Here is a 23,926-nt window from a genome sequence, read left to right as displayed (position 1 = left end):
GAAACACGATGAGTGAAAACCCGGATGTCATCCGAGCAGATATTGAAGCAACCCGCGCGCGGCTGGGCACCAATGTCGACGCTGTGGCGGACAAGGTCACCCCGTCCCACATCGTCCAGCGGCAAACTGACAGAGTCAAAGAAAACGTGCGAGACGCCGTCTTCGGAGCGAAGGAGAAAATCATGGGAGCTGCCGACCACACCGCCGGCAATGTCCACTCCGCCACAGAGACCGCCGGGACGCATCTCGGCGACGCCGGCGCAGCAATCGGGGATACTCCCGCGCGGGTGAAGACAAAGACCCAGGGAAATCCACTGGCGGCAGGCCTGATCGCCTTCGGGGCTGGCCTGCTGGTCTCCTCCCTGATTCCCCCCAGCCAGAAGGAACGCGAAGCCGCGGATGCGCTGAAGACTGCGGCCGAACCGCTCACTACGGAACTCACTGAGGCGGCCAAGAACATGGCCGAAGGACTCAGGGAGCCCGCACAGGCTGCTGTGGAGAACGTCAAGGCAACAGCTGCCGACGCCACTGAACACGTCAAGGCCGAGGGCCAGTACGCGGTGGCGGATGTCAAGGATCGGACTGCCGAGGCCAAGGACAACGTCCAGCAGGTCTGACCCCGTTCGAATCGGCCGGCCCTCCTGCGCTCACGCGCCGGACGGCCGGCCGTTGCAATTAACTCTCAAAGGAAGACTTCCCATGGTCAAGAATTCCGCCGCCGCAGACACTGCGGCCGACGCCGAAACCCAGGAGAGCAGCACCGCCAAGGCCCGCACGGCACCCGCTCCGGACGACTCGAGCAAGCCGGACAGCCCCACCGACGTCACCAAGCCGTCATGGAAGTACATCGCCCGGAAAACGCTGCGGGAATTTACGAAGGACCAGTGCCCCGACCTCGCCGCGGCCCTGACCTATTACTCGGTTCTGTCAATCTTCCCGGCGCTGCTGGCGCTGGTGTCCCTGCTGGGCATCTTTGGGGAGGCCGGGAAGACCACGGCCGCCCTCCTGGAGATCGCCTCAGGGGTCGCGCCTGCCGAAACAGTGGAGGCCATCCGCCAGCCGGTCGAGCAACTCAGCAGCTCCTCCGCCGCCGGCCTGGCCCTGGTTCTCGGCATCCTCACCGCCCTCTGGTCCGCCTCCGGCTATGTCGGGGCGTTTGGCCGGGCGATGAACCGGATCTATGAAGTCGATGAAGGCCGGCCGTTCATCAAGCTTCGGGGCACCATGCTGGGCGTCACCATTGCCACCGTCCTGGTCGTCCTGCTGCTGGCCGCCATGCTTGTCCTGAGCGGGCCGGTGGCAGAGTCCGTCGGCAAAATGATCGGCCTGGGCGGGACGGTCCTCATTGTCTGGAACATCGTCAAGTGGCCGGTCATCCTGTTGCTTGTGGTCCTCGTGATCGCCATCCTCTACTACGCCACTCCCAATGTGAAGCAGCCCAAGTTCCGCTGGATGAGCGTGGGATCCTTCATCGCCCTGGCGGTCTTCCTGCTGTCCTCGTTGGCCTTCGGGTTCTACGTTGCCAACTTCAGCAGCTACAACGAGACCTACGGCACGATCGGCGGCGTCATTATCTCGCTGCTGTGGCTCTGGATCCTCAACATGTCGCTGCTGTTCGGGGCCGAATTCGACGCCGAGATGGAACGTGGCCGCCAGCTCCAGGCCGGCATCGAAGCCGAGGAGACCATCCAGTTGCCGCCCCGGGATACCAAACAAAGCGACAAGCTGCAGGCACGTGAAGAAGAAGACATCCAGCGCGGCCGCGAACTGCGTGAACGCGGCGCCGGGGCAGACCCGGAGGCAGAGGCAGCCCGGCGTCCCGGGAACATCGCGGGAGCGGGTCCGCGCAACCCGCGGGGCGAAAGCCCCTAGCCCTTTCCTGCCCTTTGCGTTCTAATGGGGCAGAGCACCGCCCGGAGGCGGACAGAACGACCGGGAGGACGCATGACGGCACCCGCTGCAGGGCACGAACGCACCACCGTGGCCGTAGGCTACGACGGGTCGGAGGCAGCGAAAGAGGCCGTCCGGTGGGCCGCGGAGTACGCAGCCGCCGGAAAGTACCGGCTCCGTGTGGTCCATGCCTGGGTCTGGCCCATGTTCACCAAGAAGCTCGGCCCGGTCAAAGGCGTGGAAGGCAGCGGACTGCGGCACTCAGCCGAGAGCATCCTCGCGGAAGGCGTCGAACTGGCCCGCACGGCTCTCGCCGCCGCTCGAACACCGGCGGATGCCGCGGCGGAAACCGTCTCCGGCGAACCTGCCACCGAAACCGGTCCCGACGTCGAGGGTGTTATGGAAACAGGGCTCCCCGCGGCGGTGCTGCGCGATGCGGCCGGCGACGCCCGCCTTTTGGTGGTCAGCAGCCGCGGACTCGGCGGTGTGCTGGGGCAACTGGCCGGATCGGTCTGCCTCGACCTGGCAGGCTCCTCGCCCTGCCCTCTCATGGTGGTCCGCCGCCTGCGAAGTCCCGGCGAACCGGTGGCCCCGGTCGTCGTTGGCATCGACGGGACGTCCCGGAGCTCCGAGGCGCTGTCCGGCGCCGCGCGGCTGGCGGTGGTGCTTGGGACGGCCCTGCGGATCGTGCATATTGACCAGACCCGCGGCGGAACCAGGGAAAGCCACGGACGGCACGGCCCGCTGCGCGGCCAGGAACTGCTGGACCACGCCAACGGGGAGGCTCGAAACCAAGCCCCACAGCTGTCGATCTCAGTCGACCTGCGGGAAGGCCACGCGGCGTCCAAAGAATTGCTGGCGGCCGCCAGCGACGCCGACATACTGGTGATTGGAACCCACAATCGTGAGGGCGGCCCGGGCAACACCGTCACGGCCGTTCTGAACAAGGCGCGCTGCAACGTCCTGATCACGCGCTGACCCCGCTCCACCGGACCACCGCCTTCAGAGGGGAGCTGGAGGTCCTAGCAGAGGAGGACACCCGTGCGAGCCTGGCGGGTAGGACAACCCGGGCCGATGAGAAGCGGCCCGCTGGTGGCGGACGACTGCCCCGATCCGCGGCCGGAGCCCGGGGAGGTGCTGTTGCGGGTCCGCGTGTGCGGCGTCTGCCGGACTGACCTGCATCTGGCCGAGGGCGACCTCGCCCCGCGGCGCCCCGGCGTCATCCCGGGCCACGAAGTCGTCGGCGAAGTCATCGCGGTCGGGTCCCGCGCCACCCGGTTCTCCCCCGGCGAGCGGGTTGGGGTGGCCTGGCTTGGCCGGACCTGCGGCACCTGCCGCTTCTGCCTGCGCGGGGCGGAGAACCTCTGCCTCTCCCCCGTGTTCACCGGTTGGGACCGCGACGGCGGCTACGCCGAACTCATCACGGTGGCCGAGGACTTCGCCTACCGGCTCCCGTCGGGCTTCTCGGACGAGGAGGCGGCACCCTTGCTGTGCGCCGGGATTATCGGCTACCGCGCGCTGTGCCGGGCCGAGCTGCCGATCGGCGGACGGCTGGGGATCTACGGCTTCGGTGGATCCGCGCATCTGGCGGCCCAGATCGCCCTCTTCCAAGGCGCGCGCGTGTACGTCATGACCCGGTCCGAGGAAGCGCGCGCCCTCGCCCTCGAACTCGGGGCGACCTTCGTCGGCGGCGCCGAGGAGCAGCCGCCGGATCCGCTGGACTCCGCCATCCTCTTTGCCCCGGTCGGCGGCCTGGTTCCGGTGGCCCTGCGTGCCCTGGACCGGGGCGGCACCCTCGCCGTCGCCGGTATCCACCTGAGCGACATCCCGCCCTTGAACTACGCCGCGGAGCTGTTCCAGGAACGCGAGCTGCGCAGTGTCACCGCCAATACGAGGGCCGACGGCGAGGAGTTCTTCCGCATCGCCGCGGAGATCCCGCTGCGCCCCACGACGGTGTCCTATCCGTTCTCGGCAGCGGACCAGGCCCTGCTGGACTTGTCAGAGGACCGGGTCACCGGCGCGGCAGTGCTCCGGATGGACTTGTAGCCGTCCTGGCGCACCCGTACCGGGGCGGCTGGAAATCCAGGCGGCTGAGCTCGACGGGCAGCCGGGTTGAGATACTAAACGAGCCTGGGTGATCTGCAGATCACCCAGGCTCGCACTACCCCGCGGCTGCGGGGGTCTTCCGTATTGGTGTTGCTGGCTAGAGGATGGCAGTCATCGGGGTCCAGCCCGAGCCCAGGTCGATCCGTTTGAACCAGTCACCGGTCCCATTGTTCGGGTACAGCCACAACTCGCCGGTGCTGTCGCGGGCGATAACGTCGGGCCGTCCGTCGCTGTTCATGTCCCCCGGCGCGGTGATCGCGTTCATCGTGTTCCAGCCGCCGCCAAGACTGACGCGTTTGAACCACTCGTTCAGGCCGTTGCCCGGATAGTGCCACAGCTGACCGTTCGTGTCCCGGGCGATCAGGTCCACCTTGCCGTCGGCGTCGAAGTCCCCGGGGGCCACGATGGAGCTCATGATGTTCCAGCCCGAGCCCAGATCGACACGCTTGAACCAGTCACCGGCTCCGTTGTTCGGGTACAGCCAGAGTTGACCGCTGCTGTCCCGAGCGATCAGGTCCGGCCTGCCGTCGGCGTTGAAGTCACCCGGGGCCACTATCGAAGTCATGACATTCCAGCCGCCGCCCAGGCTCTGGCGCGTGGACCAGTCTCCGGTTCCCGTGCCAGGGTAGAACCACAGCTGGCCGCTAGTATCCCGGGCGATCACGTCGGCCTTGCCGTCACCGTTGAAATCTCCCGCGCTGACGATTGACGTCATCACGTTCCAGCCGGCGCCGAGGTCGATCCGGGTGAGCCAGTCACCCGTTCCCGTCCCCGGGTAGAGCCAGAGCCGCCCTGAGGAGTCCCGTGCGATCAGATCAGTCTTCCCGTCCCCATTGAAATCATTCGTCCGTTTCGGCGTACCCGGGACCGGCGTGGGCGTCGTCTCTGCGCTGAGCGCCAGCATCTGCACATTATCCACATAGGCCGTGATGCCGGTGCCGGTCACGTAGATCTGCAGGCTCGCCGAGGCCACATTGGCCGAGCTCGGCGTGTAGCTGACGTTCATCGACGCCACCCACCGAGTGTTCTCCCGATTGCGGAACTGCCCGGAGATCCACTGCCCGGCCGAGTTGTACTCATCGACATAGAACCCGACCTCACCGGTCGTGATCGAAGCCACGTTGAGGAAGGCCTTGAACACGTAGTTCGTCGTCGGCGACACGGGAACCGTCGGCGAGAACAGATGACCCGTCGTGGCGCCCGAGACCAGCTTCACCGACTTGGCGGAGTCGGGGTAGCTCCCGTTGTTCGCGGTGTCCGCGGTGATCGTCGCCGGGGCGTCGGTGCGCCAGCCGTCCCCGAGTCCGTTGTTGAACGTCGGATTCGCGAGCTTGTTGGGGCTGCCGTTGACCAGGCCCTTGCTGATGTTGACGTTCTTGATCTGGCCGGCCGTCACCTTCGTCTTCACGTACGCGGCCAACTGGTCCAGCTCCGCCGTGCCGTACTCGTAGTCGTCCGGGGTCTGGCTCGGCGTCGGCCTGATGTCGTGGAACGTGAACACGACCCACGATTTGTTTGCGATCGCCTCGTCGACCTTCGCCTTCAGGGTAGCGACCGGGGTGGTGACCTCCTGCACGGGGACGTTGCGGAGCAGGTAGTCGCCCAGCGGCCAGATGTTGTCGCCCGTGTCGGCGAAGCCGCGCATCGAGCTGTAGTATTTGGCCACCTGGGCGACCGCCGACATGTCGTAGTCGCCATACGGCGCGGCGAAGGCGGTCGCGGTGATGCCCTGCGCCGCCAGCGCGGCCTTGCTGCTGGCCAGCTGGGCATCCACCTGGGCTGTCGTCAGCTTGGTGGCCTGGCAGTCGCCTCCGATGCTCACGAGGCACTGGTGGTCGACGGTGTGCGACCCGATCTCCCAGCCGTAGGTGTTCTGCAGCTGCTTGATCTGGTCCCACGTCATGTACGGGATATCAGTGTTGGCCCGGCACGTGTTCGGCACGGTCGTCATGCCAACGCAGTTGGTGATGACGTAGTTGGTGCCGGTCAGACCGTGCTTCTGCAGCGTCGGCGCAGCCTGCGTCAGGGCGCTTTGCTGGCCGTCGTCGAAGGTGAACGACACCAGCGGCGAGGGGGCGGGATTGTCGACGGCGGCGTAGGCGGCCGTCGGGGACAGCAGTGCGCCGGCGATGGCCCCCACCGCCACCATCATGGTCACGAGCCTGGCGCGCCCCCGCGCGAAGCTGGATCTGGTTCTGGTCATGTGTGTTTCCGTTCTTTTCGGGTGGCCGACGGCGCCGGGTTACACCGCCGAATTGTGATCACGGGCCTTGCGACTGCTCGAACGCCTCGCGCGTGCCGGCGGGGCGCCGAGTTGAGCGCCGCGCCCGAGATGTGCGTCACCGGAGGCCCTCCCCTGCCGCACGCCTGAAAGCCGCTGCGGCGGCGCGGCCGTGGCTGCCTTGCCTGGACCTTGCCTGCGCCTCGCGGACGAAGCAGTCGACGGCTCGATTCGAAGTTGGTGCCCGCCGCCGCGGTCCCCGGACAAGGATCCGAATGCGCAGGGGTCCCGGACTGGCACCCGGCGCGGCGGTCGCCATCCCGGCACCCATCGCCATCAGGCCAGCCAACGGCATCGCCAGTAAACCCGCAACGCAAAGCCTCTGGAACCGGTCCATGTGTCAGCCCTCCCCCACCAGTGGTCAATTCACGGTGTCGCCCCGTCTGCGGTCCGGGATTTCATTTGGTCCGATTGGGTGACGGTGCGCTATCACACGGTACTGCCCGGGACCTTGAGAAAACCTTGAAAGGGTCCATGAGCGGAGGGCTCCGTCGTGCTCGCAACCTCGGCAAGGAACGCCGGCGCGCCCGTGTCAGCCCAGCAGCGCATCGAGGGTGGTGAAGCCGTAACCGGCCTGGCGGATCCGCTCGATCATCCCGGGCAGGGCGTCGGCGTCGAGGGTGGTCCCGTCGGCAGGGTTGGAACCGATGTGCATCAGCACGATCTCCCCGGGCTGGAGCCGGGCGAGCACCCGGTCCGCCACGATTTGCGCCGTGATCCCGCCGCTGCTGCCCTTCCAGCCCAGGCTGTCCACGGTCCAGCGGACGGGCAGGTAGCCGTGGGCGTTGACGGTGGCGATGGTGCGGGCGTCGCGTTCGCCGAAGGGGAAGCGGAACAGCGGCCGCGGATCCCCTCCGCCGGCCTGGATGGCCCGCTCGGCTGCCGACAGCTGCTCCCCGATCTCGGCGTCGGCGAGCCCGGTGAAGCCCGGATGGGTCATCGAATGGTTGCCGAGCCGGTGGCCGCCCGCCACGATCGCCGCGACTCCCGCCGGGTTGGCGGCGGCCCAGTTGCCGGTGAGGAAGAACGTGCCGCGCACCCCGGTGGCGGCCAGGGTCCGCAGGATGCTGGGCAGCCCTGCCGAGTTGGCTCCGGCGTCGAACGTCAGCGCCACCACAGCACCGGCCCCCGGAATCACCTCGGGGTCGCGGCCCGCGAGCGCCGCGGGGAACGGGGCTGCCGGCGCCGGCGGTGCGGGAGCCGGGGGTTCAGGGACCGGCGTCGGCGGTGCGGTGGGCGGAATTGTGGGCAGCGGTGCCAGCCCGGCCGGAACCGTTTCGCTGGGCGTGGGGACCGGAACCTCCGACGGCGACGGACCCGGCGTCGCGGTGTCCGACGGGCCGGCCGTAGCCGGAACCGAAGGCGAAGGCGAAGGCGACGGTTCGGCCGACGGCGGGACCGCCGTCAGGACGACGGCCAGTACCACCGCGGCGGCGAGCAGGAGCACGGCGGCCACGGCCGCCAGCCATCGGCGCCGGTCCTCCGTGAAGATCGCCCACATGCTTCACTGTGGCACCACCGGCCACAGCCGGAGTAGGGCTGAAGTGCCCAGGACCCGCCCAAACTCCCAGGCAACGCGGGGTCACCTAGCGCCCATATGACTTTGCCCCCCTCGGATGGGCGCCATCTGACCCCGCGTTGTTTGGTGCTGCCGTCTAGAAACCGGTGCCGCGTAACCTGTCGCCGCTCGGCCCTCCCGGGGAAGCCGCCGCAGTAGGATGCAAATAGTGGAACACGCGTGAAGATGGCGTGAATGCGAAGGCGGGCTCTCCGTGAAACTTTTGCTCCGGTATCCGCTTGTTGCGGGCACGATAGCTGCCCTGCTCGCGGTGCTTGTCCTGCTCCTGTCCGGGCAGCCGCTGATTGCGCAGGTCTCAGCCAGCATCTATGCCCTGGCCGTGGCGGCCTACCTGGCCGTCGGCATGGTCCGCCGGCTGATCGGCGGCCAATGGGGCATCGACATCCTGGCGGTCACCGCGATCGTCAGCACGGTGCTGGTGGGCGAGTTCATCGCCTCGATGATCATTGTCCTGATGATGGCCGGCGGCACCGCGCTGGAGGACTACGCTGCCGGCCGGGCCAAGAAAGAGCTGACATCGCTGCTGGAGCGCGTCCCGCAGACGGCCCACCGGGAACGCAACGGCAGCTCCGCCGCCGAAAACCACGCAAACGGCCAGCACGAGGATGTTGCCGCCACCGAGGTCCGGATCGGCGACATCCTGCTGGTCAGGCCGGGTGAGGTGGTGCCGCTGGACGGCATCCTGCTCTCCGAATCCGGCAGCTTCGACGAGTCCTCGCTCACCGGCGAGAGCCTTCCGGTTGATCGGGTTGCCGGCGAGGGCCTGATGAGCGGCTCCCTGAACGGCGAAGCCGCGGTCCGGATGCAGGTCACGGCCCTGATGGAGGACTCGCAGTACAGCCGCATCGTCGCCCTGGTCAAGGAAGCCGCGGACAGCAAGGCCCCCATGGTGCGGCTCGCGGACCGGTATGCCGTTCCGTTTACGGCCCTGGCCTACCTGCTGGGGGCGATCGGCTGGATCATCAGCGGCAGCCCCGCCCGGTTCGCGGAAGTGCTGGTGGTCGCCACGCCGTGCCCGCTGCTGATCGCCGCGCCGGTGGCCTTCCTGGGCGGCATGAGCCGTGCCGCCCGCGGCGGCATCATCGTCAAATACGCCGGCGTGCTGGAGCAACTGAGCCGGATCAAGACCGTCGCCTTCGACAAGACCGGCACCCTGACCTATGGCCGGCCCGCGCTCATCGGGGTCCGGACGTCGGGGTCCTTCACCGAGGACGAGGTTCTCGGGCTGGCGGCCTCCGCCGAACAGTATTCCTCGCATGTGCTCGCCGCCTCCGTGATGGATGCCGCACGGACCCGCGGGCTGGTCTTCGAATCCGCCACGGAGGCCACCGAATTCGCCACGCACGGCGTCCGGGCGCGCTTCGACGGCCGCGACGTGGTGGTCGGAAAGCCCAAGTTCGTGGCTGAATCGGCCCCCGGCGTCACGGAAACGGAGCTGGCCAGCGGCGAGCTCGCCATCTATGTGGGCGTGGCCGGGGAGTTCGCCGGGTCCCTCGTGATGAGCGACCCGATCCGCAGGGAAGCCCGCCGCACGCTGGCCGAACTCACCGGGCTCGGCGTCACCCGGACGGTCATGCTGACCGGTGACGCGCTCGCCACCGCCGAGCACATCGCGGACGAGGCCGGGCTCACCGATGTCCGTGCCGAGTGCCTGCCGCCGGACAAGGTCGAAGCGGTCCGCGCGCTGCCTGTCCGCCCGGTAATGATGGTCGGCGACGGCGTGAACGACGCGCCCGTCCTGGCCGTCGCCGACGTCGGGATTGCGATGGGCGCGCGCGGCTCGACGGCGGCCGGCGAGTCGGCCGACGTCGTGATCATTCTGGACGACCTGTCCAAGGTGGCATCCGCCGTGCGGATAGGGCAGCGCACCGTCAAGGTGGCGCTGCAGAGCATCTGGATCGGGATCGGGCTGAGTGTGGCGCTGATGGTCGCGGCGATGGCCGGTTACGTCCCCGCCATTGCAGGCGCCCTGTCCCAGGAACTCGTGGATCTGGCCACGATCCTCAATGCGCTGCGCGCGCTCAGCCCGGGCAGGAAGGGTGCCGGAACAAAGCTGCCGGGGCAGAAAGCCGACGTCGGCGCTACCGGGCGGCCTGTTTCTCGGCTTCCGCGATCCGCGGAACGGTCCTGAGATAGCTGTCCGGGTTCAGCGAAATGGAATCGATGCCCTCGCTGACCAGGAACGCCGCGAACTCGGGGTGGTTGCTGGGGCCCTGGCCGCAGATGCCGATCTTGATCCCGGCTGCGTGGGCCTTGGCTATGGCCTCGCTGATCATCGCCATGACGGCCTCGTCCCGCTCATCAAAGAGTGAGGCCAGCTGCGCCGAATCCCGGTCCACGCCCAGGACCAGCTGGGTGAGGTCATTGGAGCCGATGGAGAAGCCGTCGAAGCGGGTGGCGAACTTTTCGGCGAGGACGACGTTGGACGGGATCTCGCACATCATGTAGACCTGCAGTCCGTTCTCGCCCCGGACGAGGCCGTTCTCCGCCATCACGGCGAGCACCCGGTCCGCTTCCTGCGGGGTCCGGCAGAACGGTATCATCACGATGATGTTGCCGAACCCGAGCTTCTCCCGGACCCGTTTGAGGGCCACACACTCGAGGGCGAATCCCTCCCGGTAGCGCTCGTCGTAGTAGCGGGAGGCGCCGCGGAAGCCGAGCATGGGGTTCTCTTCCGGCTCCTCGAAGGCGGAGCCGCCGACCAGGTGCGCGTACTCGTTCGTCTTGAAGTCGCTGAGCCGGACGATCACCGGCCGGGGATGGTAGGGCGCGGCGATCTTGGCGATGCCGAGGGCCAGGGCGTCCACGAAGTAGTCCTTCGGGTCCGCGTAGCCGCTGGTCAGGGCGCGGATCTGCTCGGCGTCCCCGGCATCGGTGACCCGCTCGGGATGGACCAGCGCCATCGGGTGCACGCGGATCAGGCTGCTGATGATGAACTCCATCCGGGCCAGCCCGACGCCGTCGGCCGGCAGCCGCCACCACTGGAACGCGGCCGCCGGGCTGGCGATGTTGACCATGACTTTGGTGTGCGTCTTCGGCAGCTCCCCGAGGTCCACCTCCTCGGTTTCAAACGCCAGGCTGCCCCGGTACACGCGGCCTTCATCGCCCTCGGCGCACGAGATGGTCACGGCGAGGCCTTCCGCCAGGACGGTGGTGGCGTTGCCGGTGCCGACGACGGCGGGGACCCCGAGTTCGCGGCTCACAATCGCCGCGTGGCTCGTGGGGCCGCCGTGGTCGGTCACGATGCCGGCCGCCCGCTTCATGATGGGAACCCAGTCCGGGTCGGTCATCTCCGTGACGAGGATGGCGCCGTCGCGGAAGTTTTCGATGTCCGCCGCACTCCTGATCACGCACGCGGTGCCCTGCGCGATGGAATCGCCGATCGCGGCGCCGCGCGCCAGCACGCTGCCGGTTTCCAGCAGGTGGTGGAGGGTGAACCGGGAGCCGGTCTTCTGCGACTGGACCGTCTCCGGCCGGGCCTGGACCATAAACAGCTCCCCGGTCACACCGTCCCGGGCCCATTCCATGTCCATCGGCCGGGCGTAGTGCTCCTCAACGCTCACGGCCCAGCGCGCCAGGGCGAGGATCTCGGCGTCGGCCAGGACAAAGGCGCGGCGTTCGGCTTCCGAGGTGTCCACCATTTTGGTGCGTGCGTGGCCGCCGCGGCTGTAGACCATTTTCCGGGCCTTGGAGCCGAGCGTCTTTTCGATGATCGGCGCGAACTCCCGCTGCGCCAGGAGTGGCTTGAACACGAGGTATTTGTCCGGGTTGATCGTGCCCTGCACCACGGTTTCGCCCAGGCCCCAGGCGGCGCTGAGCACGGCCGCGCGGGGGAACCCGGAATCCGTGTCGATGGAGAACATTACGCCGGAGGCGCCGACGTCGGAGCGCACCATCCGCTGCACACCGATCGACAGCGCGACGTCAAGGTGGTCAAAGCCCTTGACCTCACGGTAGCTGATGGCCCGGTCGGTGAAGAGCGAGGCGTAGCAGCGGCGGCAGGCGTCCAGGAGTTCCCGTTCGCCGGCGATGTTCAGGAACGTTTCCTGTTGCCCGGCGAAGCTCGCGTCGGGCAGATCCTCGGCGGTGGCGCTGCTGCGGACCGCGACCGAGAGCCGGCCCAGTCCCGCACGCCCGCCCAGTTCCCGGTAGTGGGAGCGGATGGATTCGCCGATGTCCGCCGGGAACTCACTGTCCAGGAACAGCTCCCGGATGGCCTCCCCCGTGGCGCGCAGGGAGGACTCGCCCGAGCGGTAGGACTGGATCCGCGAGCGCATCGCCGCCTCGATCCCGTTGGCTTCGAGGAACCGGCGGTAGGCGTCGGCGGTGGTGGCGAAGCCGTCCGGCACGCGCACGCCCTTGGCTTTGAGGGACTGGATGAGTTCGCCGAGGGAGGCGTTCTTGCCGCCCACCTGCGGGACATCGCCCATGCCGATCTCTTCAAACCACAGCACCGGGGAGTCAGTCATGCACCCATCCTGTGGCGGCGGGCGGTACGGTGTCAGAGTCTTTGGACCTTGGCGGCCGGGACGGCCGTCGCGGCCCGTCGGTGGCGGGCGATCTTGTAGAGCCAGTCCGCGAGCAGCACCGCGGGAATGGCGGCGAGCGCCACGGCCAGGCCGCCGGGCGACGGCGGGGCGTGGCCAAGCAGGGCGGCCAGCGGCCCGAGGAACAGGAACACCGCCAGCAGCCCCAGTTCTGCCAGCACCGCCCAGACCAGCAGCCGGTTGGTGAACCAGCCGAGCCGCCACGGGGGCACGGAGGCGCTGCGGCAGGCGAAGGCGTTGGCGAGCTGGGCCAGGACCACGGTGGTGAACGCGGCGCCGGAGGCGGCCATCAGCACGTCCGCCGGCGGCAGCGCCGCCCCGGGGGTCCAGCCGGCACCAATCAGTACCGCGGTGTACGCCGTCATTTCGAAGAGTGCCTCCACCGGGCCCAGCAGTCCGAATACCCGGAACATCAGTGCCCGGTCCATCAGGTGCCGGCGCTCCGGCGGGCGTTTCAGCGTTCCTTTGCTCGGGGCCTCGCTGCCCAGCGCCAGCGCGGGGAGCAGGTCGGTGCCGATGTCGAGGGCGAGGATCTGCAGCACGCTCAGCGCCAAGGGGAACCGCCCGCCCGAGAGTGCCCAGATCACGAAGGGGGTGAGCTCAGCGACGTTGTCCGTCAGGTGGTAGGTCAGGAAGCGCCGGATGTTCGCGTACGTGGCGCGGCCCTGCTCCACGGCGGCGATGATGGTGGCGAAGTCGTCATCGAGCAGCACCAGGTCCGCCGCCTCGCGGGCCACGTCCGTGCCGCTGCGCCCCATGGCCACGCCGATGTCGGCCTGCTGGAGCGCCGGGCCGTCGTTGACGCCGTCGCCGGTCATCGCCACGACGTGGCCGCGGCCCTGAAGCAGGCGGGCCACCCGGAGTTTCTGTTCCGGGGTGACCCGGCTGACCACCACCCCGTCGCGGTCCAGCAGCGCGGCCAGTACGGCGTCGTCCTCGGGCAGGTTGTGGCCCTCCAGCACCAGCTCAGGTGTTCCGATCAGCCCGGTTTCCCGGGCGATGGCGGCCGCCGTGAAGGCATGGTCGCCGGTGACCATGGCCACCTTGATGCCGGCCCCGCGGGCCGCCTCGAGCGCCACGCGGACCTCGGCCCGGGGCGGGTCGTGCAGGCCGATCAGCCCCAGCAGCGTCAGTTCGCGTTCGACCTCCTCCAGCTTGAAGCTGGCGCCGGGCGGGCCGGGCAGGGTCCGCTCGGCCACGGCCAGCACCCTGAGCCCGTGCGAGGCCATCTGGTCGACCTTCTCCCGTGCCCGGGCGGCGCCGGCTGCCTCACCGGCGTCACCGCCGCCGTGCACGCACAACGGAATCACGGATTCCGGGGCGCCCTTGACGTACAGCGTGGTTCCGACGATCGCGGACTCCCGCAGCCGGCGGGGGTCGAAGGCGAAGCGGTGCGACACCTGCGGCTCCGCTGCACCCCACCCGGGATCTGGCCCGGGAGCGGCCAGCCGGGCGGCCAGCGCGGCGATGGCGGCCTCCATCGGGTCGCCCTCGGCGATCCACTTGCCCTCGTGGAGCAGCGCGCGGCCCACCGAGGCGGCCAGCGCAGCGGTGCTGAGGTGCCGTGCCTCCGCAGTTCCGGTGCCGGTGACCTCAGCCTCGGGCCCGTACCCCGCGCCGATGACGCTGAGCACCCCGGCGGGGGTCCAGACCTCGACGGCGTTCATCCGGTTCTGGGTCAACGTGCCGGTCTTGTCCGTGCAGATGAAGGTGGTGGAGCCGAGGGTTTCCACCGCTTCCAGATTCCGGACCAGTGCGTTGCGCTGTGCCATCCGCTGCGCCCCGACGGCCAGGGACAGCGTGACAGTGGGCAGCAGGCCCTCGGGCACGAGCGCCACCATCACGCCGATGGCAAACAAGAACGCGTCCCGCCAGGAGATTCCGACCAGCAGGGACAGCACGAAGAACAGCACGCCGATGCCCAGGGCCATCGTGGCGGTGATGCGGACGATCCGTTGCAGTTCCCGCGCGAGCGGGCTCGGCGGCGCCTCCACCTTTCCCGTCAGCGCTGCGATTTCGGCGAGCCGGGTCTTCCCGCCTGTTCCCGCGACCACACCTTCAGCCTGGCCGTTGACCAGGAAGGTCCCGCCAAAAACGGTGTCGCCGGGGACCTTGGCGAGCGCCTCGCTTTCACCGGTGAGCATCGATTCGTCCACCGAACAGCCTGCCGCCAGCACCAGCCGGAGGTCCGCCGGGACCCGGTCGCCGGCAACCAGTACGACGGCGTCGTCCGGCACGAGCTCGGTGGTGTGGACCTTGATGACGCGGTTGTCCCGGCGGACCGAGACCATCGCCGGGAGCAGCTCACGGAGTTTCGCGGCGGCGTGCTGGGCGCGCTCCTGCTGGATGTAGGCGAAGATCCCGTTGACCAGGATCACGACGACGATTGCGATGGCCAGCTGCGGCATGCCCGCCAGGTATGCCAGCACGGCGGCACACCATAGCAGGATGGCGAAGAAGTGGGTCAGTTCGCCCAGCAGCTTCCGCCAGCCGGGGACCGTGCCGGCCGCTGGCAGCTTATTCGCCCCGAACTGAGTGAGTCTTCGGGCCGCCTCGGCGGAGCTCAGACCCGCAACGCCGGGCAACGCCCGGGAGCTTTGCCGCCCGCCGGGAGCCTCCGGCGTCACCGCCGGCCGGAGCCGCTTAGGCGCAACACCGCAGACCGGCCCGGGTCAGGTAGCTCATGGACTGAGGGTGCGCCACGCGGGTGTCGGCCGTTAGGGCCAAAGGTCACGGCGGTGCGCCGGGCACGCAACTGCGGGCTCGGCAGAAGCCGCTCGGACGCTTTTGAGTGCCTGTCATATAGCCAGTTACTGCACACATGTGCTGTAACTACATTAGACTGGGATTCATGGTGCAACAAGGACGCAGCCAGGCCCGCGTGACGCGGAGACGTTCGACCGATCCTCGGGCGGTCGCGTCGCAACGCCATCTGGTGGAGGCGCTGACGAAGGTCGTGAAGGCGGAAGGCTTCGGCGCCGCGTCCGTGACCCGCATCGCGCGCGAGGCGGGACTCAGCCGGAGCGGGTTCTACGAGCAGTTCGCCAGCGTCGACGAGCTCGCATTGTTCATCCTCGACGACCTCGTCACTGAGATTGGTGCCCTCGACTTTGAGGCCCGGACCGTGCTCGGCGCCGACGGGCAAGCAGTCTCCGAGTTCGCTCTCGAACTCATTCTCCAGTCGGTCTTCGAGCACCGGGAGCTCTACGAGCACCTGCTGCTCTCCGAACGTGCCGGCGGCACCGTAGCGAGAGCCATCCAAGGGTTCGCCCGGGGCTCCCGCCCGATCATGGCGCTCGCCCGACCGCAGTGGCCGGACGCGCGAATCGACCTCCTGGCGAGCTCGTTCGCCGGGCTGATCGTGAGTGGAGTGATGCATGCTCTCAGCACGGGCCATCCCCCCACCGCCCACGATCTTGCACGGGAACTCGTCAGCTTCATGCCGCCGTGGCTCTTCATTGCAGACGGCAGCGACGCCCAGACGGAGCGGTCCCCGGGTGAAACCGTGGCGACCGCTAGCCAGGGCATCCGCACGGAGTCCTCCGAAAAACTCGTGAGGACGTCACCCGATGGCCCCGCGGACAGCAATCAGCCGCCATTTTCCTTCTCTTCGGGCCAGCCATCTCGATGACTTGCGTACCTACAAGGTCCACAGCGGGCCGGACCAGCTAATCCAGACGCGCGTTTCGGCAGCTGCCGGCGCGTGAACCTCGACCTCTGAGGAGTACCACCGCATGACGATCGTTAGCAACAAGCCCGACGTTTCCGGGGACGCTGCCGCGCCAGACGATGCCCGCACCAAGAAGGCACCCGGTACGGCCAAGATCCGGCCCGGCGCCCTCGCCGCGTCCGGCGGCCCGACGCGCCGGCCCCCGTCCGCCGCGCACCTCTCCGACGAGCAGGTCGCCGATCTCGGCCGGGAGCTCGACGCCATCAAGGACGACATCCTCGCCAAGCGCGGGGCCAGTGACGCCGCCTACATCCGACGCATGATCAAGATCCAGCGCGGACTGGAGATCTCCGGGCGCGCTGCGCTGCTGGTGAGCAAGAACAAGGCCGCCTGGGTCACCGGCACCACGCTGCTCAGCTTTGCCAAGATCCTGGAAAACATGGAACTGGGCCACAACATCCTGCACGGGCAGTGGGACTGGATGCGGGACCCGGATATCCACTCCACCACCTGGGAATGGGACTTCGTCACCCCGTCGCGCGCCTGGCAGAACACGCACAACGACTCGCACCACCGCTGGACCAACGTCGTGGGCAAGGACAACGACGTCGGATTCAACCTGCTCCGCATGGACGAGGACCAGCCGTGGACGCCCTACAACCTGGGCAACCCGCTCTACAACGCGCTCCTGGCGCCGGTCTTCGAGTGGGGCATCGCCATCTACGACCTCGAACTCACCGAATTCAAGGAGGGCAGGAAGACCAAGGAAGCCCTGGTCAAGGACCTCAAGGCCCTGGGCCGGAAAGTCGTCACCCAGTTCACCAAGGACTACGCCGCCACCCCCGCCGTGGCCATGCTCACCGGCTCCGGCAAGCAGGCCCTATATGGCACGCTGACCGCCAACGCCGTCCGCAACCTCTGGGCCCACGCGGTGATCTTCTGCGGCCACTTCCCCGAAGGCACTGACACCTTCACCGAAGAAATGGTGGAAGGGGAAACCCGCGGCGACTGGTACGTCCGCCAGATGATCGGCTCCGCGAACATCTCCGGCTCCAAGTTCATGCACCTCATGACGGGCAACCTCTCGCACCAGATCGAGCACCACCTCTTCCCGGACCTGCCCTCCAACCGCTACGCGGAAATCGCGCCGAAGGTCCGCGAAATCTGCCAGCGCTACGGCCTGATCTACACCACCGGCCCCATCTGGAAACAGGTCGGCTCCACCTGGGCCAAGGTCTTCAAGCTGGCCCTGCCGCCCAAAAAAGCCTGAGCCGAGTGCGCCCGGGCAGTCGACGCTGCCATCAGCGAGTTTGTCGAACCACTCATGGAGAACCGACGGTTCGGCGGTTCCCAGCAACGAGAGCATGAAACCTTCGAACCGGACACTTTTCTGGCCTGCTGCCGCATCCGATCCCACCCACAGATCCTTAAGGCCAGGCCCGCGGCTCAGGATCGGCCGTCGGGCTGCGGGCCCCGCGCCGCGTCAGTCGACCGCTGGTGGCCGGTGCGGTCCCAGCGTCCGGAGGTAGGCGCCGAAGCCGTGCGGCGCCCGGGCGTGGATCCGGCCCGAGGTCAGCACGCGCATGCTGTCCGTGGCCGTCACGGTGAAGGCGCGGTTGCGGAGGCTTTGCACCAGGGTCCGGTCCTCGTGGGAGGCGAGCTTCGGGAAGCCTCCGGCGGCCAGGTAGGCCGAGGCCCTGACCCCGAAGTTGGCTCCGTAGATGTGCGGGTGGTCCTCCTCGAAGGGATGCCGTTCCAGCCAGCGCCGGAGCAGCCCAGGGTCCATCCCGGCGGGGTCCGGTTCCACCGAGCCGAGCACAGCGTCGGCGCCCGCGTCGGCGAATTCCAGCTGGCGGACCAGCCAGGCTTCCGGCACCTGCGAATCCGCGTCCGTATTTGCCAGCCAGGTCCGGGCCGCCCACGGCGGGGGCGTCCACCGCAGGCCAGGGGGCCGGCGCCGGGCTGTGCCGATCCCGGCGGCCCGGATGCCGGCGTCACGGCTGGCTCCGGCGTTGCGGAAGACCACGTCGAGGGCGCTGAAGCGGCGGTCCGCCGCGGCGTACCGGGCGGCGATGCCGGCGGAACCGTCGGTGCAGCTGTCCAGAACCACCGTCACGCGGACGTCCACGTCGGGCCGGAGCCGCTGCAGGGCGTCGGCGGCGCGCTGCACGGCTTTTAGGGCGTGGCCGAGGTGCTCGTCCTCATTATGGGCGGGTATCACGACGGCGATCCGGTCGATGCGGTGTCCGCGGGGCAGCGGCAGGGCAAGGGCGGCCATCTAGCTGTCCGAGCCAAGCACGACGGCGTCCCCCGGCAGCGGATCCCCGCCGGGCCCGGGCGCCATCAGGACCTCCAGGATGAAGTCACGTTCCCGGTAGACTCCGGCGTCGGCCCAGCCGAGCCGACGGCGTGCGGCGGCGTGCACGGAGTCGCCGTCGAGCTCCCAGCCGGAGATCGGGTGGCGCCAGTGGCACAGGGCCAGGGTGCCGCCGGGCATCAGTGCGGCCTCGACCCGGTCGAACAGCTCGGCCAGCTCGCCGGGGGCCAGGTAGTAGCCCACCTCGGAGACCACGATCAGGTCGAAATGGCCCTCCGGCCAGTCCTGCGGGACGGTGAGGTGGCGGGTCCGGGCTGCGGGCAGGTGCTCGAGGCGCCGGGCGGCGTGGGCCAGCGCGGCGCTGCTGGCGTCGACGGCCAGGAAACTGGCACAGCGTTGCGCCAGTTCCACACTGAGTGTTCCGATCGAGCAGCCGATTTCGAGCCCTGCCGCGTAGTTCAGTCCGGGCAGGGCCGCGAGGGTAAGGGCGCGTTTGCGGTGTTCGTACCAGCTGGTGTTGTACTGCCAGGGATCGTCGTTTCCGGTGTGGACGGCGTCAAAGACGCCTTCCGCGTCGGCGGCGGCGTAGGAGCCGTCTCCGCCCCCAGCGGCCGGACGCTGCCACGCGAACGTCTCGAACGGACGGTCAAAGTGCTCCAGGAACGCCGGCGGGAGCAGCACCTCGTCCCCGGGCTGGCCGGACAGCGCCCGGACCTGCGAGGCGTGGGAGTCCATGGCCGCAGCCTTGGCCCGCTGTTCGGCCGGGTCCAGCGGCAGGCGCAGCCAGGACTGCCAGGCCGGGTCCGAGGGGTCCGCCCAGAGCCAGTACCAGATGGGGTACTCCAGCAGCCCGTGGCCGCCAGCGCCGGCGGCCTCGGCGGCGGCGGAACCCAGTGCCTCGTGGTCCGGATGGCCGTCGTGCCGGTAGGGTGCCACGAGCGTGATCTGCTCCGCCGGCAGCCCCGAGGCTGCCACCTCGGCGATGGCGCGCTGCAGCGCAGTGCGCACCGCCGGCCCGTGTTCGGCGAGCCTGCCGTCCGGCAGGGCCAGGAATTGCCAGTCCGGATCGGTCAGCAAGTGCCCGAGGGCGCCGCCGAATTCCTGCAGCCGGACGGCGGCAAGCTGTTCCGGCGTCGTCGTGGGTGACTCCGGGTGGGAGGCCTCGCCGGCCGTGTACAGCAGCGCCGTGACGCGGGCGCCAAGGTACCGCAGCCGGGCCAGCAGCCCGCCCGCGCCGAGGGACTCGTCGTCCGGGTGCGCGGCCAGGACGATGAACGACCGGCCGGCGAGCTCCCCGGCGTCGAGCGGCAGCTCCGGGAGGGAGGCCAGTCCGCTGGCTGCCCAGGCGTCCTCGCCGGTTCCGGCGTCCCGGTGGGTGAAGCTCACCACGGGTGGTCCTCCTGAAGGGTGCGGGCACCAAGCTGCGCGTCGTCGCGCATGGCGTGGTGCTGGCGGATGTAGAGCGAGAGGTCGGCCATGCGCTTGCCGTAGACCGGGTCGAAGGCCAGCGGTCCGGGCCCGAGGTTCTGGCTGACCAGCGTCTGGATGCGTTCGACGGCGGCCGCGACGTTGCCGCGGACGCGGAGCGCCTCGCTCCAGGCACCGGTGTCCGAGAGTTCCCCGGCATCGATCCGTGCGGCGGTCCGGGCGAGGTGGTCGGTCAGGGCCGCGAGCGTGCGGTCGATCTCGCCGACGTGGGCGAGGGCGAGCTGGTCCGGTTGGCGGCCGCCGTCGGCCGCCGCGAGCAGGGAATCCCGGAAGCCGCGGCCCACCGCGACGGCGCCGCCCAGCCAGCAGGCCGCCACGCCCATGCCGCCCCAGGCGAAGCCGGGCCGGCGGTAGTACCAGCCCGCGTCGCCCAGCGGAACGGCCGGAACGGCGTCGAAGTGCACGGTGCCGCTGGGGATTTCCGTGAGCCCCCGGCTGGTCCACTGCGGGTCCTCGAAGCTGACGCCGTGGGCATGCAGGTCGACGGCGAAGGCCGCCCGGCCGCCGTCGTCCAGGTGGGCGGTGACGACGGCGTGGTCCAGCTGGGCGGCGAGGGAGCACCAGGGTTTGGAACCGTGCAGCAGGAAACAGCCGTCCACCGCGGTGGCCTCGAGCCGCAGGCCGGCGGCTTCGGCGGCAAAGACACCCCAGGCTCCGTCGAAGTGGACGCTGGCGAAGTCCGGGCAGTCCCAGCCTTCCAGCGCCGCCTGGCCGGCGGCCTGGGCGAGGACCGCGGAGGCGTCCAGATGGGGTTCAATGGCCCGGCCGGCTGCAACATCGACGGCCGCGACGGAAGCCAGGATTTCCCAGAGGAACGCCGTCTTGCCCTCGCCGGGGTTCGGGGCGGTGGCCGCGGCGGCTTTGGCGAGCTCCAGCAGCGCCGGGACGTCACCGGCGGCCGCCCGCGCCGCCGCCAGCAGGGGGTCCAGAACGGCCAGCTGCTCCGGCGCGGAACTGATCCTCACGGCGCGGGGCCGCCGGGAATCGCGAGTCCGGTTCATGCGGTGCCCTGTTCTCCTTCGTTGTGCTTCCGCGGTTCTCGGCGTCCCTGGCTGCCGGCCGCTGTACTGGCCAGTAATTTCAGGCCGCACTGTAAATCTAAGCACACTTAGCACTTTCCGGATCCCCGCGGCAGCTTTCCCGCGGGCGCGACACCCGCGGTTTGCTACAAGACCCGCGCCAGGGCGAAACCGTCCCAGCCTTTGGAGCCCACGGTCTGGATTACGGTGCCGTCCAGCCGCGGGTCCTCGCCCAGCATTTTCAGGGCGCTGACGATGCCCGGGGCGTTGACGGTGTCCAGGCTCGGATCCAGCACGGCGCCTTCCCAGACCATGTTGTCCACGACGACGGCGGTGCCGGGCCGGCCGAGCCGGATGGCCCAGTCGAGGTAGTGCGGGTTGTTTTCCTTGTCCGCGTCAATGAAGACGAAGTCGAAGGGCTCGGCACCCTCGTCGGCGAGCGCCTGCAGCGTGTCCAGTGCCGCCCCGACCCGGACCTCCACGAGGTGGCCCAGCCCGGCGAAGGCGAGGTTGGCGCGGGCCACCTCGGCATGTTTGGGGAGGTATTCGCACGTGACCAGCCTGCCGCCGTCGGGCAGCCCCTGGGCCATCCAGATGGTGCTGAAGCCGGCCAGCGTTCCGATCTCCAGCACGCGGCGGGCGCCGGAGAGCTGGACGAGGAGTTTCAGCAGTTTGCCGGCGGTGGGGGCGACTTCGATCGGCGGCATGCCCGCCTCGAGGGCGGTGGCCACGGCATGGTTCAGGGTGCTGTCGGGGCGGACCACGGCCTCGGACAGGAAGTCCTCGACGGCGATCCAGCGGGCGGTGGGCTGATGCTCGAACATGCCCCAAGTGTTCCAGCAGACCCGTCCCGGCGGTAGGCTCCGCACGGTCCGGATCCTGCCCGGGCCCGGGATCCTAACCGGCGGCGGGGCCCGGGGTGCCCCCGAGGGCCTGTTCCAGGCGGTCCAGCTTTCCGGTGAGTTCGCCTGCAAACCCGGGCCGGATGTCCGCCTTAATGACAAGGGAGACCCTGCTGCCGTAGCGGCCCACGGCCTCGGTGGCCCGCTTCACGACGTCGAAGACTTCATCCCACTCCCCCTCGATCGTGGTGAACATCGAGTCCGTGCGGTTCGGCAGACCGGACTCGCGGACAATCCGCACCGCTTCGGCGACCGCGTCATGGACCGAAGCCTCGTCCGCCGGGACGGCCGCGGAAGCGGCTGTCGAGTCGTCGGCCGTGCGTGCGGGACGGCCTGAGGGTGCAACAGAGAATGCAAGCAACATGGCACCAGTCTGTCACGTGCTCCGGAGGACCTGCCGGCCCGGAATCTGCGCCCGGAACCGTCACATAAATCAATACCCGGGAGTAACCTCCCCGCTCCGGCTGTGCGTTGCTAACCTAGGCAAATGAACCGGGTAGCAGACCGCAGGCCGCTCCGCGCCGACGCCGCGCGGAACGTGGACAAGATCATCACCGCCGCCCGCCAGTGCTTCCGCGAGCATGGCCCGGAGGTCCCGCTCCAGACCATCGCCGTGACCGCCGGAGTCGGACCGGCCACGCTCTTCCGGAACTTCGCCGACAAGGAGGAACTGGTCCTCGCGGCACTGCACCGCCAGCTCGGGCTTCTTGTCGATCCGGTCATCGAGGAAGCCCTCGCCGGGCCGGACGCTGCGGACGGTCTGTTCCGGGTGATTGACGCGCTGATGGGAGTGGCCAGTGACGAGGCCAACCTGCTGGGAGCCGTCGCCGGCCGGCGCGGACTGCTTACCGGCATCACGGGCGACCTGATCGAATCCGTGGCCGTGCTGCTGGGACGCGGACAGGGCCAGGGAACCCTGCGCAGCGACATTTCGATGACGGACCTGATCCGTCTGCTGGCTATGCTGATCGGTGTTGTGGACACGATGGAGGCGGGTTCGGATGCCTGGCGCCGTCCGGTGGCCCTCGTCGAGGACGCCATCCGCACGGAGCGCCCGCAGCGGCCGCTGCCGCCGCAGGCACCGCTGCCGGGCACCGCGTACGGCTCCGTGCTCGGCTAGGACCTTCGCGTCGGACCTTCCCGCCGTCGCAGAGGGGATCAGGCGCCGAACGGGCTCAGGTGCTGAACGCCGTTCCGGCGGGACCGCCGTCGAACCGGCGAAGGATCTCCCTGGCAACGATGCGGAGCTTGACGTTCCTGGTGTTGGAGACCCTGGCCAGCAGCGCGAGGGCTTCCGACTGCGAGCAGCGGCTCTGTGCCATCAGGATGCCGGTGGCCAGGTTGATCTCGGTCCGCGACCGCAGGGCCTGCAGCAGGTCCCGGTTCATGCCCTGGGCGGATTCCAGGCGGATGGCCAGCCTGGTCACCTGGGCGGCGCGGGCGGCCAGCACGCCACAGGCTGCCATGGCGCCGTCGTCGAATGCCTCGGGGGACGTCGAAAAGAAGGTCAGGGTGGCCGCGGCGTCCCGATCAGCCAGCAGGGAAACCGCGAGAATGCTTCGGCTCCCGCGCTGGGCGGCCGCCCGCTGATAGCGCCTCCAACGGGGATCCATCGTCGTGTCCGGAACCATCACTGCCCGCCCGGTCTGCCGGGCCTCCAGCCCCGGGCCCTCCCCCACGTGGTCCTGCAACCCGTCCAGCGTCCGGGCTTCGGGGTGGCTGGCGGCCAGGAGCATCTGCTGACGTCTCCGGTCCACCCGCACCGAGCACAGCATCGGGCGGCCGGTCTCAGCGGAGGCGAACTCGGCGGCCAGGCCGGACAGTTGCCGGAGGAAATCCTCGAGTACGTCATTGTCCAGCAAGAGATCCTGCAGGCGCTCCGCGAGCCGGGTTCCCGGCATCAGTCCTCCGCCGGCTTCTCTTTGGCCTCCTGCAGGTGGTGCTGCAGCTTTTCCTCGGCCTCCCGCCGGCGCCTGGCCATCTCGCGGAGCTCGCGCGTGGACTCTGCTCCCGGCGGAACGAATGGCTCGTGCGGTTTGTGATGCTGCCCTTTTCCGGGCGCGGGAGTATCCGGATCGTCGTTCTCGCTCATACCCGAATGGTCCCATGGGGGCTTTGCCGCAAATA

At 69.1% G+C, this 23,926-nt stretch carries 19 protein-coding genes and 1 pseudogene; 8 read left to right on the top strand and 12 right to left on the bottom strand.

The genetic code is table 11. The annotated features are described in order from the left end of the window. Positions 1 to 8 precede the first annotated feature (8 nt). The 4 genes from J2X01_RS05285 (at position 9) to J2X01_RS05270 (ending at position 3,936) form a co-directional block, all read left to right on the top strand. On the top strand, positions 9 to 617 hold the full coding sequence (locus J2X01_RS05285; RefSeq protein ID WP_310051414.1) for a DUF3618 domain-containing protein: 609 nt from the start codon (positions 9 to 11) through the stop codon (positions 615 to 617). An 82-nt stretch (positions 618 to 699) separates the two neighbouring features. After that, positions 700 to 1,872, top strand: a complete 1,173-nt coding sequence (locus J2X01_RS05280) for a YihY/virulence factor BrkB family protein (RefSeq protein WP_310051412.1) — start codon at positions 700 to 702, stop codon at positions 1,870 to 1,872. 72 nt (positions 1,873 to 1,944) lie between these two features. Further along, positions 1,945 to 2,868: a universal stress protein gene (locus J2X01_RS05275; protein ID WP_310051410.1), complete on the top strand. Its 924-nt coding sequence runs from the start codon at positions 1,945 to 1,947 to the stop codon at positions 2,866 to 2,868. A 63-nt stretch (positions 2,869 to 2,931) separates the two neighbouring features. Further along, entirely contained in the window at positions 2,932 to 3,936 is a 1,005-nt protein-coding gene (locus J2X01_RS05270) for a zinc-dependent alcohol dehydrogenase family protein (protein WP_310051408.1), read from the top strand. Positions 3,937 to 4,093: 157 nt separating this feature from the next. Here J2X01_RS05270 and J2X01_RS05265 read toward each other — a convergent pair whose 3' ends face one another. Both J2X01_RS05265 and J2X01_RS05260 read right to left on the bottom strand, forming a co-directional pair. Then, positions 4,094 to 6,199, bottom strand: coding sequence for an FG-GAP-like repeat-containing protein (locus tag J2X01_RS05265; protein ID WP_310051406.1), 2,106 nt, complete (start codon positions 6,197 to 6,199; stop codon positions 4,094 to 4,096). 610 nt (positions 6,200 to 6,809) lie between these two features. Beyond that, complete coding sequence (locus J2X01_RS05260) at positions 6,810 to 7,778, bottom strand: polysaccharide deacetylase family protein (RefSeq protein WP_310051404.1); 969 nt, start codon at positions 7,776 to 7,778, stop codon at positions 6,810 to 6,812. A 271-nt stretch (positions 7,779 to 8,049) separates the two neighbouring features. Here J2X01_RS05260 and J2X01_RS05255 point away from each other — a divergent pair, with 271 nt between their 5' ends. Next, complete coding sequence (locus tag J2X01_RS05255) at positions 8,050 to 9,987, top strand: heavy metal translocating P-type ATPase (protein WP_310051401.1); 1,938 nt, start codon at positions 8,050 to 8,052, stop codon at positions 9,985 to 9,987. On the opposite strand, the gene ppsA is transcribed toward J2X01_RS05255, so the two are convergent. Together ppsA and J2X01_RS05245 are read right to left on the bottom strand one after the other, a co-directional pair. Then, positions 9,938 to 12,325, bottom strand: coding sequence for a phosphoenolpyruvate synthase (gene ppsA, locus J2X01_RS05250; protein ID WP_310051399.1), 2,388 nt, complete (start codon positions 12,323 to 12,325; stop codon positions 9,938 to 9,940). The genes J2X01_RS05255 and ppsA overlap by 50 nt on opposite strands. Positions 12,326 to 12,357: 32 nt before the next feature. Beyond that, the gene (locus tag J2X01_RS05245) at positions 12,358 to 14,988 is read right to left on the bottom strand and encodes a cation-translocating P-type ATPase (protein WP_310051396.1); all 2,631 of its coding nucleotides are present in this window, start codon (positions 14,986 to 14,988) and stop codon (positions 12,358 to 12,360) included. A gap of 266 nt (positions 14,989 to 15,254) precedes the next feature. On the opposite strand from J2X01_RS05245, the gene J2X01_RS05240 reads away from it, so the two are divergent. After that, on the top strand, positions 15,255 to 16,034 hold the full coding sequence (locus J2X01_RS05240; RefSeq protein ID WP_310051393.1) for a TetR/AcrR family transcriptional regulator: 780 nt from the start codon (positions 15,255 to 15,257) through the stop codon (positions 16,032 to 16,034). A gap of 103 nt (positions 16,035 to 16,137) precedes the next feature. Continuing rightward, on the top strand, positions 16,138 to 17,343 hold the full coding sequence (locus J2X01_RS05235) for a fatty acid desaturase family protein (protein ID WP_310051391.1): 1,206 nt from the start codon (positions 16,138 to 16,140) through the stop codon (positions 17,341 to 17,343). A gap of 27 nt (positions 17,344 to 17,370) precedes the next feature. Here J2X01_RS05235 and J2X01_RS05230 read toward each other — a convergent pair. The 6 genes and pseudogenes from J2X01_RS05230 to J2X01_RS05205 all read right to left on the bottom strand — a co-directional run. Then, positions 17,371 to 17,487 (bottom strand): annotated as a pseudogene (locus J2X01_RS05230) (VOC family protein); the annotation flags it as partial. A gap of 69 nt (positions 17,488 to 17,556) precedes the next feature. Beyond that, positions 17,557 to 18,351 carry a glycosyltransferase family 2 protein gene (locus tag J2X01_RS05225; protein ID WP_310051389.1) on the bottom strand — a complete coding sequence of 265 codons (795 nt, stop codon included), beginning with the start codon at positions 18,349 to 18,351 and terminating at the stop codon, positions 17,557 to 17,559. Continuing rightward, on the bottom strand, positions 18,352 to 19,779 hold the full coding sequence (locus tag J2X01_RS05220) for a PIG-L family deacetylase (protein ID WP_310051387.1): 1,428 nt from the start codon (positions 19,777 to 19,779) through the stop codon (positions 18,352 to 18,354). It abuts the gene before it with no gap. Beyond that, positions 19,773 to 20,879, bottom strand: coding sequence for an acyl-CoA dehydrogenase family protein (locus tag J2X01_RS05215; protein WP_310051385.1), 1,107 nt, complete (start codon positions 20,877 to 20,879; stop codon positions 19,773 to 19,775). Before J2X01_RS05215 ends, J2X01_RS05220 begins: the two co-directional genes overlap by 7 nt. A 164-nt stretch (positions 20,880 to 21,043) precedes the next feature. Next, positions 21,044 to 21,721: an O-methyltransferase gene (locus J2X01_RS05210; RefSeq protein WP_310051383.1), complete on the bottom strand. Its 678-nt coding sequence runs from the start codon at positions 21,719 to 21,721 to the stop codon at positions 21,044 to 21,046. Positions 21,722 to 21,794: 73 nt separating this feature from the next. Further along, complete coding sequence (locus J2X01_RS05205; protein WP_310051381.1) at positions 21,795 to 22,163, bottom strand: thiamine-binding protein; 369 nt, start codon at positions 22,161 to 22,163, stop codon at positions 21,795 to 21,797. A 123-nt stretch (positions 22,164 to 22,286) separates the two neighbouring features. Here J2X01_RS05205 and J2X01_RS05200 point away from each other — a divergent pair, with 123 nt between their 5' ends. Continuing rightward, the gene (locus J2X01_RS05200) at positions 22,287 to 22,919 is read left to right on the top strand and encodes a TetR/AcrR family transcriptional regulator (RefSeq protein WP_310051379.1); all 633 of its coding nucleotides are present in this window, start codon (positions 22,287 to 22,289) and stop codon (positions 22,917 to 22,919) included. A gap of 55 nt (positions 22,920 to 22,974) precedes the next feature. Here J2X01_RS05200 and J2X01_RS05195 read toward each other — a convergent pair whose 3' ends face one another. Both J2X01_RS05195 and J2X01_RS05190 read right to left on the bottom strand, forming a co-directional pair. Continuing rightward, complete coding sequence (locus tag J2X01_RS05195) at positions 22,975 to 23,700, bottom strand: ANTAR domain-containing protein (RefSeq protein ID WP_310051376.1); 726 nt, start codon at positions 23,698 to 23,700, stop codon at positions 22,975 to 22,977. Continuing rightward, on the bottom strand, positions 23,700 to 23,891 hold the full coding sequence (locus J2X01_RS05190; protein ID WP_310051374.1) for a hypothetical protein: 192 nt from the start codon (positions 23,889 to 23,891) through the stop codon (positions 23,700 to 23,702). Before J2X01_RS05190 ends, J2X01_RS05195 begins: the two co-directional genes overlap by 1 nt. Positions 23,892 to 23,926 lie beyond the last annotated feature (35 nt).

Source organism: Arthrobacter ginsengisoli (assembly GCF_031456935.1).
Lineage (GTDB): Bacteria > Actinomycetota > Actinomycetes > Actinomycetales > Micrococcaceae > Arthrobacter > Arthrobacter ginsengisoli.
Note: the sequence above shows the minus strand (reverse complement) of the source record. Positions and strands in the feature narration are given on the sequence as shown.